General features: G+C 41.3%; 11 protein-coding genes. 3 read left to right on the top strand and 8 right to left on the bottom strand.

Going from position 1 to position 15894, the window contains the following annotated elements:
- Positions 1 to 50 precede the first annotated feature (50 nt).
- On the top strand, positions 51 to 1073 hold the full coding sequence (locus tag E0H82_RS00705; RefSeq protein ID WP_131262539.1) for a molecular chaperone DnaJ: 1023 nt from the start codon (positions 51 to 53) through the stop codon (positions 1071 to 1073).
- Between the two features lie 136 nt (positions 1074 to 1209).
- Here E0H82_RS00705 and E0H82_RS00700 read toward each other — a convergent pair whose 3' ends face one another.
- Together E0H82_RS00700 and E0H82_RS00695 are read right to left on the bottom strand one after the other, a co-directional pair.
- Positions 1210 to 3156: a protein kinase domain-containing protein gene (locus E0H82_RS00700; RefSeq protein ID WP_131262538.1), complete on the bottom strand. Its 1947-nt coding sequence runs from the start codon at positions 3154 to 3156 to the stop codon at positions 1210 to 1212.
- 57 nt (positions 3157 to 3213) lie between these two features.
- Complete coding sequence (locus tag E0H82_RS00695) at positions 3214 to 6108, bottom strand: valine--tRNA ligase (protein ID WP_131262537.1); 2895 nt, start codon at positions 6106 to 6108, stop codon at positions 3214 to 3216.
- A 182-nt stretch (positions 6109 to 6290) separates the two neighbouring features.
- Here E0H82_RS00695 and E0H82_RS00690 point away from each other — a divergent pair, with 182 nt between their 5' ends.
- Both E0H82_RS00690 and E0H82_RS00685 read left to right on the top strand, forming a co-directional pair.
- Positions 6291 to 6953 carry a hypothetical protein gene (locus E0H82_RS00690; protein ID WP_131262536.1) on the top strand — a complete coding sequence of 221 codons (663 nt, stop codon included), beginning with the start codon at positions 6291 to 6293 and terminating at the stop codon, positions 6951 to 6953.
- A 33-nt stretch (positions 6954 to 6986) separates the two neighbouring features.
- Complete coding sequence (locus tag E0H82_RS00685; protein WP_131262535.1) at positions 6987 to 7793, top strand: SDR family NAD(P)-dependent oxidoreductase; 807 nt, start codon at positions 6987 to 6989, stop codon at positions 7791 to 7793.
- 69 nt (positions 7794 to 7862) lie between these two features.
- Here E0H82_RS00685 and E0H82_RS00680 read toward each other — a convergent pair whose 3' ends face one another.
- From E0H82_RS00680 to E0H82_RS00655, 6 genes are all read right to left on the bottom strand, one after another.
- On the bottom strand, positions 7863 to 8897 hold the full coding sequence (locus E0H82_RS00680) for an agmatine deiminase family protein (RefSeq protein WP_131262534.1): 1035 nt from the start codon (positions 8895 to 8897) through the stop codon (positions 7863 to 7865).
- Between the two features lie 172 nt (positions 8898 to 9069).
- On the bottom strand, positions 9070 to 9507 hold the full coding sequence (locus tag E0H82_RS00675) for a YbjQ family protein (RefSeq protein WP_131262533.1): 438 nt from the start codon (positions 9505 to 9507) through the stop codon (positions 9070 to 9072).
- A 3-nt stretch (positions 9508 to 9510) separates the two neighbouring features.
- Positions 9511 to 9867, bottom strand: coding sequence for a YbjQ family protein (locus E0H82_RS00670; RefSeq protein WP_131262532.1), 357 nt, complete (start codon positions 9865 to 9867; stop codon positions 9511 to 9513).
- Positions 9868 to 9970: 103 nt separating this feature from the next.
- Positions 9971 to 11428 (bottom strand): multidrug efflux RND transporter AdeIJK outer membrane channel subunit AdeK, encoded by a 1458-nt coding sequence (gene adeK, locus E0H82_RS00665; protein WP_131262730.1) that lies wholly within the window; start codon positions 11426 to 11428, stop codon positions 9971 to 9973.
- Complete coding sequence (locus E0H82_RS00660) at positions 11428 to 14604, bottom strand: efflux RND transporter permease subunit (RefSeq protein ID WP_131262531.1); 3177 nt, start codon at positions 14602 to 14604, stop codon at positions 11428 to 11430. Before E0H82_RS00660 ends, adeK begins: the two co-directional genes overlap by 1 nt.
- A 12-nt stretch (positions 14605 to 14616) precedes the next feature.
- Positions 14617 to 15873 (bottom strand): efflux RND transporter periplasmic adaptor subunit, encoded by a 1257-nt coding sequence (locus E0H82_RS00655; protein WP_131262530.1) that lies wholly within the window; start codon positions 15871 to 15873, stop codon positions 14617 to 14619.
- Positions 15874 to 15894: the final 21 nt, after the last annotated feature.

Below are 15894 nucleotides of genomic sequence, written 5' to 3'. Positions count from 1 at the left end.
ATCGGGGTAATCTTGTTATAGTGCTTTTATTTTGCAGCGTGTGGATGAGTATGTCCTTCAATCTCAAAATCAGCTTAGAGCACAGGGCTGAACAGTCTCCACAACAGAAAAAATTAAATCGCTTAATTGATCAGATTGAACAACAAAAACAAGAACTGGCGACATGGCAAAACGCCAAAGCCGACATTCAAAACTATACGCGCAGTAAGCTTTTACCTGTTTATACAGAGTTAAATACGATTTTATTTGAACAGCTCGATACCCTATGGAATCACTTAGCCAGTGATGCTTTTAGCAAAGCAGACTTGGCACAGATTGACACCAAAATAGCCGCTTTAGCCAAGATGCTAAAAAAATCACAGAGGCTAACTTCCGTGCAACAAGAACAGGTAGAGAAAATTGACACTTTCTATAAGCAGCACGCAGAGCATGTACGCGCGAAGAAAGCTAAAGCGAACTCAATACAAAATCATGACCGCGCTGAAACGGTAGAACAAAACGTGGATGTAGACTGGGAAAATTATGAATATAATTCTGCCCAGTATGAAGCAGAGCGAGAACGTGCCAAGCAGTTAAAACAACAAGAAAAACGTGAGCAAGCAGCCAAAATGGCAGCGCAGTCGCTGAAAACCGTGTATTTAAAAATAACCGCCATGATTCACCCTGACCGTGAACCTGATGAAGAGAAGAAGTTAGAGAAGACCGAACTTTTGCAGAAGGTCAATGAAGCTTATGCAGAGCAGGATTTATTTTATTTACTGAAACTTCAATTACAGCTAGAGACCAATAAAGGCTTAAGCTCAAAAGCTTTAAGTTCTGAGCAAGTGAAGTTTTACCAGTTGTCTTTGGAAGCACAGAGTCAGAACTTACAAAGCCAGTTAGAGGAGATATTTGCATCTTTTCACTTGAGTAGTCATATCAACACTAAACAGCTCAAAATGAGTGATGTGTATAAGGTGATTGATAAGGATGCTGCTGAGTTAAAGCAGCAGGTGAAGTGGGAAAAAGAACGTTTAAAGCATATGAAAAAGGTGAGTGGGGTGGAGATGTTGTTGGGGCATGGGGTTTTGTAAGCCTTTAAAAGCACCTCTCCCTAACCCTCTCCTAGAAGGAGAGGGAACGTTGTGTATCGAATAATTATTAAATACACAAAGGATGCTCCCTCTACCTATGGGAGAGGGCTGGGGTGAGGGTCATATGACAGTAAATTTATTCTGAAGTGGTATTCGACTTTAAATCATCCACAAACTCAGTATGTTTAAGGTTTTTTAATGCTCTGTTAATAAAATCGATGATTGCACTCGTACTTCTTGAGGAAATTTTATTTGCTAACTTTTCCCAATTGTATGAGATATACTCTTCATAAAACTGCTGATAGAACTGAGCGCTCATTTCGATTTTCCACCCATATTGTTTACCTAAATTATATAAGCACCAAAATTCTCTTATTTTTTCAATACTGTATTTTTGTAAGAAAACTTTATTTTCTATTTCTAGAACATCTGATTTAAGGAGAAGTTCCAATAGTTTTCCACTAGGAATTATTCCAAGTTCATCATCAGATTCGTCAAATTTTAGTCCATTAATAATAGTGCGAATTTCTTGTATAGTTAGGTACAAAAAATCTACTTTAGGAGAAATACTTAATCTTTCATATTTAAAATCAAAAGGTAGTGTATTTGCTTTAGGAATTTCTCGATAGCTCAAGAAGCTTTCACAAAAATACTTGTCAAATTCCTCAAAGCAGGAAAATTTTTTATTATGACGTCCATCATACGTGGAGCTTACCTTATTATACCAACTATCATTTTTTACGAATAAAAAACTACCTTTATGAACAAAGGTTATTCTTGGTGAGTTTTCAGGAAGCGGTTGTTCTTCGAATAAATTGTACTCCCAATGCTTGGCATCAGTGATGAAATCATTATTGATAAGAGTGTATTCAGTAGTTTCGGATTGAGAGTAATTTTTAATATTGGGTATTGTGTTGGTTTCTAAATATATGTAGTTATTCGTAATATCTGCTGAGAAATTTCGATAAACTAATCTTTTAGGCTTAATCCATGTTTTAAAGCCACTCATGTTAATAATAATAAATTTTTGTTCTTGTATTTCATATAATTCAATACCGTGAATATCAAGTCCACCACCATTAGGGAAAAATGCATGATGTAAATCAGGTTCAAAACTATAAAATGTATTCAGAAAATTATATATTGCTTGTATATCTGTAAGCTCAACTTTACAAGCTTGGTAAGGGTTTAATTTATTGCATACATCGTTCCATTTACCATCTATATATTTAGAATAATTTTTCAGTGATTCCTCTACTTGATTTAATATATAAATTATTTCTTCTAAAGCTATGCGTTCCGATGGGTTGGTTTTAGTACACCTTTCTATAATTATGTGAATGTTAGTCAAAATAATTTTTTCTTTAAATAAAATCTGTTCTAATTTTTCTCTTTGAGAGGCTGAATATTCACCATCAAATCCATGTTCATCTTGAGTTAAAATCATCCAAATTGTTACGCCAATAGAATAGATGTCTGATTTCTTATAATCTTCTGTTTCTAAGTCCTTATCAGTTTTTCGCATTTCAGGGGCAATTGTTTGGTAGTTCCCCATACGTGTTCCATGAGGAGTAATCCCTGTAGTCTCCTGTGGATCTGTCACTAAACCAAAATCAGCTAAATATAATGTATTGTCCAAAAATAAAAGATTATTAGGCTTTATATCTCGATGACAATAATTTTTTGAGTGTAAGTGTTTAATATCATTACATACTTTAATAATAAGTTGAATTTTTTGTAAAAATGCTGTTTCAGAAATACCTTCATCAAATGTTTTTGCTAAAGGTAATCGTACCCAAGAGTAATCATTTTCATTTAATGAATAATCAAAAATGGGCAATACACTATATTTTTCTTGAGATTGGTAGAGAGCGGTATGGACCTCAAATTCTCTTCTTAATCGTGAAAATTCAATTGGACGGTTTGTTTTAGGTAAAAATTTAAATACACATATATGGGATGGATTATCTTGCTCATAAGCTGTCCAAATTAACCCATTTCCGCCACTATTGATTTGCTTAATTAGTTTCCAGTGAATTTCATTTGATTCAATTATTTTATTTGGTTGTGGTTTTAACGACATAAAAAATCCCCTCTAATTAGAAGGGATTTTAGTTTAATTATTAATCACTTGAAAGCATCAAAGCGCAGCAATTTGCTCCATATTCGCTTTAATTTTCACTAACTGATCAGCAAACTCAGCCAGTTTCACTTTCTCACCTTCAACCACAGCCGCAGGTGCTTTCGCTACAAAACCTTCATTAGAAAGTTTGCCTGCAATGACGTCATGCTGTTTTTGCACTTTGTCTAAGTCTTTCTGTAAACGACCTAATTCCGCTTTCGGATCAATCAAACCCTTCATTGGAACAAAGACAGACGCATGTCCAACCACAGAAGAAGAAGACAATGGCGGTTGTTCAGCATCAGCCAAGAACGTAATGCTTTCCACTTTCGCCAAGGCTTTAAACAACGCTTCAATACGTGTGATCTGTGCTTTTTCTGCTTCCGTCGTGTTTTGTAGAAGCACTGGTAATAAACGCGCATTACCTAAGCCCATCTCACCACGGATGTTACGTACCGCACCAATCAAACCTTGAAGCCATTGCATATCTGCTTCAGCCTGTTCATTTACACGCTCAGGGTTAGCAACAGGGTACTGCGCCAGCATAATGGTTTCGCCAGAAATACCAAGTTTCGGTGCAAGCGTCTGCCAAATTTCTTCCGTCAAATACGGCATCAATGGATGTGCAAGACGTAAAGACGCTTCCATCACCGCAAGGAGTACACGACGAACTTCAGCTTTACGCTCAACCGACACGTTTTCATCATTCAGAACAGGTTTTGTCAGCTCGACATACCAGTCACAGTATTCATTCCAAATAAACTCATAAATCGCTTGTGCAGCCAAGTCTAAACGGTAAGTTGCGAAAGCTTGTTGTACCGCAGCTTCTGCTTTTTGCAAACGGCTTACGATCCACTGTTCAGGCAATTCCCAAAGGTCTTGACGAACTTCGCTACCAATTTCTTGATTTTCACAGTTCATCATTACGAAACGGGTTGCGTTCCAGATTTTGTTGGCAAAGTTACGGTAACCTTCAACACGTTTCATATCGAACTTAATGTCACGACCTGTGTTGGCAAGCGCGCAGAAGGTGAAACGCACTGCGTCCGTACCATAGGCTTGAATGCCTTCTGGGAACTCTTTACGGGTTGATTTTTCAATCTTCGCCGCTTGTTTCGGGTTCATCAGACCTGTAGTACGTTTTTGTACCAAAGTCTCAAGGTCTACACCGTCAATGAGGTCTAAAGGATCAAGCACGTTGCCCTTAGACTTCGACATTTTTTGACCTTCGCCATCACGAACTAAACCGTGAACGTATACCGTTTTAAACGGTACTTGTGGCGTACCATCTTCATTCTTCATAAAGTGCATCGTAAACATAATCATACGAGCAACCCAGAAGAAGATGATGTCAAAACCAGTCACTAACACATCCGTTGGGTGGAAAGTATTGAGGAAATAGTTTTCCGCATCTTTCTTGGCATCGCCAGTCCAACCAAGGGTTGAGAACGTCCAAAGCGCAGAAGAGAACCAAGTATCGAGTACATCTTCATCTTGACTCAGCGCAACATCAGCAGGGATGTTGTTTTTGGCACGTACTTCAGCTTCGTCACGACCCACATAGATATTGCCTTCAGCATCGTACCAAGCTGGAATACGGTGACCCCACCAGAGTTGACGAGAGATACACCAGTCTTGAATGTTGTTCATCCACGCCATGTACATGTTGCTGTACTGCTCAGGAACAAACTTGATGTCGCCATCTTTCACCGCTTTAATAGCTGGCTCAGCAAGCGGTGCAATTTTTACATACCATTGGTCTGTCAATAATGGTTCAACGATTACGCCTGAACGGTCACCGCGAGGTGGTTTGAGTGTATACGGTTGAATTTGGTCTAACCAGCCTTCAGCTTCAGCTTGTTCAACCAATTTCTTACGTGCAGCAAAACGCTCTAAACCAATATAGTCCGCAGGAGCAGGGATGGTTTTAGAAATTTGCTCGCCCGCTTTCGCGATGTATTCAAACTCTGCCAACACTTCTGCATTTTTATTGAAGATGTTGATGATAGGCAGCTCACAACGCTTACCGACTTCATAGTCGTTAAAGTCGTGTGCAGGGGTGATTTTCACACAGCCTGTACCGAATTCTTTATCAACATATTCATCTTTCACGATAGGAACGGCACGGCCTGTAATTGGCAGAATGATGTTCTGACCCACAAGGTGTGTATAGCGTTCATCATCCAGTGCCACAGCAACGGCTGTATCACCTAACAATGTTTCAGGACGAGTCGTTGCAACAACGATGTGATCTTTGCCATCGTGCGTACGTAGAGATTTGTCTTCAAAGAAGTATTTGAAGTGCCATAGTGAACCTGCTTCTTCTTTATCCGACTCAACTTCGAGGTCAGAAAGTGCAGTTTGTAGCTTAGGATCCCAGTTCACCAAACGTTTGCCACGGTAGATCAAGCCATCTTCGTGTAATTTCACGAATACTTCTTTCACGGCATTGGATAAACCTTCATCCATGGTAAAGCGTTCACGAGACCAATCTACAGATGAACCTAAACGACGGATTTGACGGGTAATGGTGTTACCTGATTGCTCTTTCCATTCCCAAATTTTTTCAATGAATTTTTCACGGCCAAGGTCATGACGACTGACACCTTGAGCACCCAACTGACGCTCAACCACCATTTGCGTGGCAATACCCGCATGGTCTGTACCCGGTTGCCATAAGGTATTTTTGCCTGACATACGGTTGTAGCGTGTGAGGGCATCCATAATGGCATTGTTAAAACCATGACCCATATGCAAGCTGCCGGTGACGTTTGGTGGTGGAATCATGATACAGAATGACTCACCTTTTTCAGAGGGCTTGAAATAGCCACGCTCTTCCCAAGTTTGGTACCATTTTTTCTCGATCTCAGTCGGATCGTAAGTCGTAGCAATGTTTTGCGCAGAATCAGTCATAGTCAGAACAGATAAAAAGTGAATAAAAAATTGCAGCTAGTGTAGCAAAAAAATAACTGCTTTGGGATGTTCGTCAAATGCTTTGTTTCTGCAATTGTCACAGCAAGTGAGAGGTTTTATGATGAAGCTTGTATAACGACCGCGTACAAGATCGTAGAACTTGATAAAAAGGAAAAAATAGAATGAGTTATGTTATTTCACTTAAGTTGAAATCAGCAACCCATCAACGTTTTCAGGATATTCATCAACAACTCAATCAAGGGCAAACTGAGAGTTTGTCTAAAGCATTGGGTGAGGTGCTGGCAGATATTTCCTATGAAGTGATTGATCAAGTTTTTGGTGAGATTACCCGCGTTTCGCATTCGGGGGATAATGAGTCTGCCAAAGTAATTCAACACATTATGGAAACCACGCGTAAATATATGCCATGGTCGGTGTCATTTTTTGGTAATGAACGCTTGCTGCCGATGGTGAATTATCTGCACGAACTGATGTATCAAAAACAGGGTGAATTTTATTTGTCCTATCCAGTCGATGAAGACAGTGTTCAAGCTTTGCTCAGTTGCGCCGAAGAAATGCAACAAGGCAATAATTCCGCGGTGATTCCAGCTTTACAGGCATTTACTCAAATTGTGGATCAGGGGGTGACGCATTTAATTCGGATTCCGAAAAAAATGCTGAAATTTAATGTAGTGGTGGATAAGACCTTGAACGGGGTCATTCATGTCACTACACAAATGGGCTATAAGCGTTTTGATAAATTGGGCACGCAATATGATGCCAAAACCATGAGTCATTATTTCAATCATTTTCTTGTTTTTTTAGGAAATTCAACCAACAATTAGGCACTCGCCGTAATTGAATCAGGGTAGACAACAATGGCCAAGCTAGACAGTTTAGAAAATAAAGTGGTATGGATTACTGGGGCATCTTCAGGTTTAGGTAAGGCCTTGGCACAAGAGTGTGCATTACAAGGTGCACAAGTGGTGTTGACCGCTCGCCGCATTGACGAATTGGAAAAGGTTCGTGTTGGATTGTTAAATCCAGATTTGCATCTTTCTATTTGCGCCGATATTACCAACGAAGCTCAAGTATTACATGCGTATGAACAAGTCTTAGCGGCCAAAGGACACATTGACTGGCTCATTAATAATGCGGGTTTAAGTCAGCGTGCCCTGATTGCAGAAACCACCATGCAAACAGAACGCACCATTATGGAAGTCGATTACTTTTCACAGATATTTTTGACCAAAACTGTTTTACCCACATTCTTAAAGCAAAAGTCAGGGCGGGTGGTATTTGTTTCGAGTATTGCTGGACTCTTAGGGACGCAATATCGTGCCTCTTATTCTGCGGCAAAAGCAGCCATTCATATGTGGGCAAACAGTTTAAGAGCAGAAGTGGCAGAGAATGGGGTGGATGTTTCGGTGGTTTTCCCTGGTTTTGTAAAAACCAATGTGTCCATTAATGCTTTAAATGGAGCGGGTCAGGCACAAGGTTTTGATAATGAAGCAACCGCCAATGGTTTAGAAGCAGATGAATTTGCACAGCACACAGTCAAAGCATTGATGCAAGGTGATGAATATATTGTGATTGGTGGGCGTAAAGAAAAATTAGGCGTGCTGGTTTCACGTTTATCACCAAGTGCACTGTATCGTATGATTCGTAAAGCGAAAGTAAAGTAAATGGGGAACTATGGGGGAAAGCAATGCTTTCTCCTTTTTTGATCATAACTATAAAAACCAATGAATGATTTATTGATTGATTTTGTTTAAATAATTTAACAACAATTCTGCATTTTTGCCACGAACTTGCCAAGACATACAACGTACGCCGCCACCCATATGACACACATTTACGGACTGTACTGGCACAACAGTACGTTTCGTCATGCTCCGAATTTGTTTTAAAGCTACGGCATCTGCTTTAATACCAAACTGCGGAAAATAAATCCGTTCAGGCGTCACCAGCATATTGGTATACAGTCCACAAGCTGATCCAAATTTTTCATCGTAGATTTCACTGCCATCATAAGGAGTAATGATTTCATGAATTTTGAGATTCGGAATACCGCGTTTTAAATCCGCCTTAAGTTGTTTGGCATAGTCAGGATCTTCAGGATAGGTGTTAATCACCAAAGTATTTTGATCGATAAAGCTGACCACACCATCGGCATGTTCCAAGCCACCTTGTTCATCAGCTTCAATGAAGGCAATCTGCTTTGCACCTGTTAATGCCATTAATTTCTTACGAGCTTCATTTTCAGTGAGCTTATTGTCGGTTAAAAATTTGGTGCTCAGTACGACATTGCCATAACCGTCTTCAACCCAATTACCGCCATCATTTAACAGCTTACTTTGAGTAAACTGTAAACCCGCTTTCTGACTATAGGATTTAAACTTGTCTTGTACCTCATCTGAAATGGCTTGTCCTTTTTTTCCTCCGCCTTGCCCTGCGGCAGTGTAGCGAAACATGATAGGTTGAGCAGGATTAGCACTGCTGAAATCGCGCATCCAAATGTCCTGCATTGGGGCAATTGCGACATGCTTTTTGCCCAAGGCTTTGACATAGTCGGGGTAGAGCTGTTTATCGGTTAGAACAATGACATCATCTCCATTTTTAATAATTTTTTTTGCATAATCGACGTGAAAGTCGAAAATATCATCCATCACTTTTGCATAGTAAGCATCATGATTTTGCGGAGAGGCCAATACAATTAATTCAGCTTTGGCTACAAGTGGAATCATGCTGAATGCAGCCATACTTATTTTCAGTACTAAAGATTTCATGATCTGTGACCTATTTGCAGGGTAGGTGATATCCATTTTATTTTTGTTCAGTGTAGAGCGTTATACGCTAGCGAGTAATCTATCATGCCAAATGCACAATAGTCGGTGAGAGAAGAGCATGAGTTATTTAGAAAGCTCATGCTGTTTGAGTTTGGTGAATGTGGAAGATGATTTACGACTTCAAAATAGCTGTGCCATAAGCAAAAACCTCAACCATGCCGCCTTGCATACCCATTTCGGTAGTCGCCAGTCGTATACAAGCGATATGCGTTGCGCCGTATTTCTCTGCTTCCAATTTGAGTCGGACAATGGCTTCACGACGGGCACGATCCACGACACTTTCATAGCTTGTGAGTCTACCCCCAAAAAAGTTTTGTACGGTGGCCAGTACATATTTGAAATAATCGTGAGAAATTACAACATTGCTGCTGATCATGTGCCCAGACTGTTCGAAACTTACTTTGCGTAAATTCCCTACGGTAATGTAGGCAAGGCGCTTTTCATTGTGTTCCAGTTCTGCCAAATGTTTGCGTTCGTTATAACGACCAAAGCCAAAACCGACACTAAATAACACCACAAAGATGAGTAACTGGAAAATTAAACTTTCCATGTGTTAAGCCTGTGTTGGAAATGGATCAGGGAGATGGTTGTTTAATGGGGTGACACGGACGGCAGTGCCATAAACAAATAATTCTGAAGCGCCTTGGGCAATATTTGAGGTTGAAAAACGGATTCCTACGATGGCATTGGCGCCTAAAGCTTGTGCTTTTACAATCATACGATTCATGGCTTCTTGACGTGATTCTTCTAAAAGCTCGGTATAGGCAGTGAGTTCACCACCAACAATATTTTTTAAACCTGCCAGAAAGTCGCGCCCCACATGTTTACTCCGAACCGTACTGCCATAGACCACATCAAGTTGTTGGGAAATCGTATGTCCAGGAACAGACTCAAGGTTACTTAAAAGCATAATATTCAATATTTAAATGATTTGATTATGTTTGAAGATAGGAAAAAGCCTGCCAAAAAGCAATAAAAAAGCCCACCGAAGTGAGCTTTTCATGGCGTAAACCTTAGTTTGCAGTTTTGTTGTATTTCACATCTGAAGAAGAAGGTTGTTTCACCACTTGATCCGTCGTGTTGGCTTTTACACCACCACCTAAAGTTTTATACACTTCAACTTGGTTGTTTAAGTTTGCTTGCTCAAGCAATAACAAACCTTGTTCCGCAGCGTAAGATGTACGCTGTGCATCCAGTACAGTGAGGTAGTTGTCGATACCTGCACGGAAGCGAGCAGTTGAAAGCTTATAGGTGGTGTTGGTTGCATCTACAAGACGGCGTTGTGCCGCCAAACGGTCACCAATATTTTCACGTACTGCCAAGGCATCATTCACTTCACGGAAAGCCGTTTGAATGGTTTTTTCATAATCTGACAACGCAATTTTTTGGTCAGTTTCTGAAATCTTCACATTGGCACGACGCGTGCCCCAGTCAAAGATTGGAATGTCCAAGCTTGGGCCGAGTGACCATACAAAGGCACCTGATTTAAACAAGTCGCTTAAATCTGTCGATGCATAACCCGCTGTGCCCGTTAAGCTGATGGTTGGGTACAATTTTGCTTTTGCTGCGCCAATGTTGGCACCCGCAGCAGACAATTGATATTCCGCAGCGCGGACATCAGGACGGTTATTTAATAAGTCGCTTGGCAAGCCCGCTGTCAACGCCGTACTTTGGGTAACGCGTTTAACAGGCTGAGGAGACAATAAGTTTGCAGGGACAGGCTGACCTACCAACAGGTTTAACAGGTTCTGTGCTTGTGCAACTTGAGTCTTGTAGTTAGCAACATCATTACGTGCGGTTTCAACCGAAATTTGCGCTTGGCGTACAGGGACTTCGCTGTCGATACCCACATCAAAACGTTTTTTGTTCAAGTTGTACGATTCAAGCTGTGCTTTTAAGGTTTGGTCTGCCAGTTTTAAGTTGGCATTGGCAAACGAATAGCTTAGCCATGCTTGTGCAACCTGACCAATCAATGAAATTTGCGTTGCATCACGTGCACTTTGAGTCGCCAAATAACTGTCTAGAGCATTATCTTTTAAGCTACGAACACGACCCCAAAAGTCTAACTCATAAGCAGTGACACCGAGGCCAACATTATAAGTTGTCATCGGTTTGTTGCTGCTGAAGGTATCTTGGCGAAGTACACTACCACTTGCGCCAATGGTTGGCAGTTGGTTGTTTTCGCTAATTTGATACGCTTGCTGTGCACGTTGGATGTTCAGCGTTGCGGTACGTAAGTCACGGTTATTCGCTAAAGCCATTTCTATGACTTGTACCAATCGTGGATCAGCAAAAAAGTCTTTATAGCCTTGTTCCGCAACAGAAGGGCCTGCTGTTGAACCAATGTATCCTGTTGGGATATCCGCTTGAGCGACGGGTTCTGGACCACGCATGCTTTGACATGCAGTCAAAGCAAGCGCAAGTGCAGATACCGCAATGCTACGACCTGAAATAGACCATACTTTTTGCATCACGATGTTTGCTCCTGATTATTTTGTTTCTTAGGTTTGTATTTAAAGATACTACGAATCCAAACAAAGAATACTGGAATGAAGAAAATACCCAAAAGTGTAGAACTAATCACACCACCAAGTACACCAAAGCCGACAGAGTGCTGACTTCCTGCACCGGCACCTGTAGAAAGCGCAAGTGGAAGTACACCAAAACCAAAGGCAAGAGTGGTCATGATAATTGGGCGTAAACGCATTTTTGCAGCATGTAAAGTTGCATCAAATAGATCTTCACCTTTTTCCTGCAATTCTTTCGCAAATTCTACAATCAAGATGGCATTTTTTGCTGAAAGACCAATTACTGCAACAATTGCGACTTGGAAATAGATGTTAAACGATAGGTTTGGATCGCCTTTAATGATCATACCCAACCACGTTAAAGTAAATGCACCGATAATACCCAGTGGTACAACCAGCAATACTGAAACAGGAATAGACCAGCTTTCATATAATGCTGCAAGACATAAGAAGACAATCAGCATCGAAAGAGCAAGTAGAGGACCTGTTTGACTACCTGAATCACGTTCTTCTAAAGATAAACCTGTCCATTCATAGTCAAAGCCTTGTAAGCCCATAGATGGTAATTTGCCAATGATTTCTTCCATCGCTAGCATCGCATCACCAGAACTTACACCTGGTGCAGGAGTACCCTGAATGTTCACGGAAGATATGCCGTTATAACGTTCTAAACGTGGCGAGCCATACGTCCATTGTCCAGTTGCAAATGCTGAGAAAGGAACCATCGTACCGACGTTATTACGCACGTACCATTTGTTCAAGTCTTCAGGCATCATGCGTGTACTTGCTTCGCCTTGAACATAGACTTTTTTCACACGACCGCGGTCAACGAAGTCATTAATATATGAACCACCCCAAGCCATGCTCATGGTGCTATTAATATCTGCAATACTGACACCCATTGAGCCTGCTTGTGCTTGGTCAATGGTAATTTGGTATTGAGGGGTATCTTCCTGACCATTTGGACGTACGCCTGCAAGACGTTTATCTTGTGCAGCCATGCCCAAAATCGCATTACGTGCAGCAATCAGTTTGTCATGTCCCTGACCACTTGCATCTTTCAACTGAACATCAAAACCAGATGCTACACCTAATTCAGGCATTGCTGGTAATTGCAATGGGATGATGTAAGAGGCATCTTTGATCATATTTAATGACATACCGCGTTGAATAATTGCACCAATCTGAGATTCTGGAGAAGTACGTTCGTCCCAGTCTTTGAGCTTAATAAATGCAAGACCTGCGTTTTGACCTACACCAGTGAATGAGAAACCAGAAACGGTAAAGATTGAAGCTACATTTTCTTTTTCTTTATTCAAGAAGTAGTCTGTCATGGTGGTTATGACTTTGTCGGTACGTTCAAGGCTTGCACTTGGTGGAAGCTGAACTAGAGTCATAACGACGCCTTGGTCTTCATTTGGTAAGAACGAAGAAGGCAATACTTTGTATAGACCTACTAAACCTGCAATCACCAATACATAAACCGCACCCGAGAAGACTTTATGATGGGTCATACGATTGACACCACCTTGGTACTTCAGGGCAACTTTTTCGAAGCTGTTGTTAAACCAACGGAAGAAACGCGCAAAAATATTGTTACTTTCCGGTTTATTCGGATCGTGTTGTTTTAACAAGGTTGCACACAGGGCAGGGGTAAAGGTTAATGCCACAATCAGTGACAAAATCATCGCGGTCACAAGCGTGATGGAGAACTGACGGTAAATAACCCCCGTTGTACCACCAAAAAATGCCATTGGAACGAATACCGCAGTTAACACACTGGTAATACCCACCAAGGCACCAGAAATCTGTTGCATTGATTTTTCAGTTGCAGCGACAGGATCGAGATGTTCTTCTTGCATTACACGTTCGACGTTTTCGACGACTACAATCGCATCATCGACCAGAAGACCAATCGCTAAGACCATCGCAAACATGGTGAGCGTGTTGATTGAGAAACCGAAAATATTAATGACTGCAAATGTACCCAATACCACAACAGGTACGGCAAGCGTCGGAATAATGGTTGCACGCCAGTTCTGTAAGAACAAGAACATCACAATGAATACCAAGAATACGGCTTCAATTAAAGTATGTACTACACTTTCAATTGAAAGCTTAATAAATGGTGTGGTGTCATAAGCCAGTTGATCTTTTAAACCGTCTGGGTAGTTTTGACGAAGTTCACTTAAGCGTTTTTCAACAGCCGCGGCAGTATCGAGTGCATTGGCACCTGTTGCCAGTTTAATTGCAACACCGCCAGCAGCTTTACCATTAAATTTAGAGTCAAATTGATAGTTATCTGAACCGAGTTCAACACGTGCAACATCACCTAAGCGAACTTGGGCACCTGAAGCCATATTTTTCAGAAAGATATTTCTAAACTGCTCAGGCGTTTGCAACATACTTTGAGCATTCACCGTCGCATTCAGTACTTGACCTTCTACAGATGGTGAACCGCCTAACTGACCAACCGCCACTTGAGAGTTTTGTGCATTAATGGCAGCAGCAACATCACTCGGTGTGATTTGTAAGCTGGTCATTTTGGCAGGATCAAGCCAAATACGCATGGCGTATGAACCACCAAAGACTTGCACTTCACCGACACCTGCAACACGGCTTAGTGGTTCAGAAATGTTGGAGTTCACATAGTCTTTAATGTCGGCAGCAGATAAGCTTCCATCAGGAGAGTAAAATGCAAGAACCTGCATAAAACTCGCACCTGACTTGGTGACTTTTACCCCTTGACGTTGTACATCTTCAGGTAAAAGCGCTGTTGCCGATTGTAGTTTGTTTTGTACTTGAACTTGTGCAATATCAGGGTCAATCCCTTGCTCAAAGTTCAAGTTGATGGATGCCTGACCATTACCCGCACTGTTAGATGAAATATAACGTAAACCATCCAAACCATTCATTTGTTGCTCAATGATTTGAGTGACTGTGTTTTCTACAGTTTGTGCAGATGCACCAGGGTAAGTCGCAGCAATTGTCACCGTTGGTGGTGCAATCGTCGGATATTGGGCAACGGGCATTTTGGTGAGGGTTAGAATACCCGCCAGCATAATGACCAGTGCAATCACCCACGCAAAAATGGGGCGATGAATAAAAAATTGAGCCATTCAGTCTACCCCTTATGCGTGTGAAGTAGCTTTTTGTTCAGTGTTTGATTCTGCTTGTTTCGCTTGCGGTTTTTCAGCAGATGCTGGCGCAGATGCTTTTGGTGCCTCAGTTTGAGGTTGATATGGTTTCGCAGAAACGGATTGTCCCGGTTTTACTTTCGCAACACCATCCACCACAATTTTTTCACCTGTTTTAATGCCTTCAGTCACAATCCAATCCTGACCTTGAACACCCACAGTGGTTACAGGACGTGACTCAATTGCACCTTTCGCATCCACAATCATCGCCATCGCTTGACCTGTTGGTGTACGCGTAATTGCCGCTTGAGGGACTAAAATTGCATTAGGAATCACACCTTGTACAATTTGTGCATTGGCAAACATACCTGGTAATAGCAAGTGATTTGGATTTGGGAATACCGCACGAATTGTGACTGTGCCTGTTTCTGTATTTACACTGGCATCAGAGAATGCTAAACGACCTTCAATTGGGTAGTAGCTACCATCTTCAAGTTTCAGCTTCACACGCGTGTTGTTACTGCTGTCCAAACTGCCTTTGCTAAGTTGCTGGCGTAGACGCAATAATTCGGTGCTAGATTGGTTAATATCCACATAAATTGGGTCTAACCGTTGAATCGTCACCAATGGATCTACTTGATTTGCAGTGACAAGCGCACCCGCCGTTACTGTTGAACGGTTGGTTTGACCAGAAATAGGAGAACGAATAGTTGAATAACCTAAGTCCACTTCGGCATTTTTGACTTGTGCACGTCCAGCCGCAACTTGTGCATCAGCAACTCTAACTTGCCCGACTAAATCATCATATTCTTGTTTCGAAACGGCATTGCTTGAAACCAGCTGTTGATAACGATTGAGCTTTGTTTTAAGAGAACTTAAGTTTGCTTCTTGTTGTAAGAGTGCTGCTTTTGCATTGTCGAGTGTAGCTCGGTTGGTACGAGAATCTAACTCATACAGTGCCTGACCTTCACGGACATAACTTCCTTCTGCAAATAAGCGTTTCAGAATAATACCACTGGTTTGCGGGCGGACTTCTGATACTTCAAATGCTATGGTTCTGCCAGATAACTCTACAGATTGTTCGACGCTTTGCGGTTGTGCAACAATAATACCAACTTCCGTTGGTGGCATTTGTTGAGATGCACCAGCCTGCTGCACATCTTTTTGATCTTTGCTACAACCAACAAGTGCAATACTTGTTGCTAATGCACAAGCGGTGAGGGCTGGAGCCCAAAGCTTTGCAGACATCATTGTTCCACCTCAGTTAGATTA

It is taken from the genome of Acinetobacter sp. ANC 4910, from assembly GCF_004331035.1.
Lineage (GTDB): Bacteria > Pseudomonadota > Gammaproteobacteria > Pseudomonadales > Moraxellaceae > Acinetobacter.
The sequence above is the reverse complement of the archived record's forward strand: the minus strand, read 5'-3'. Positions and strand labels throughout refer to the sequence as shown.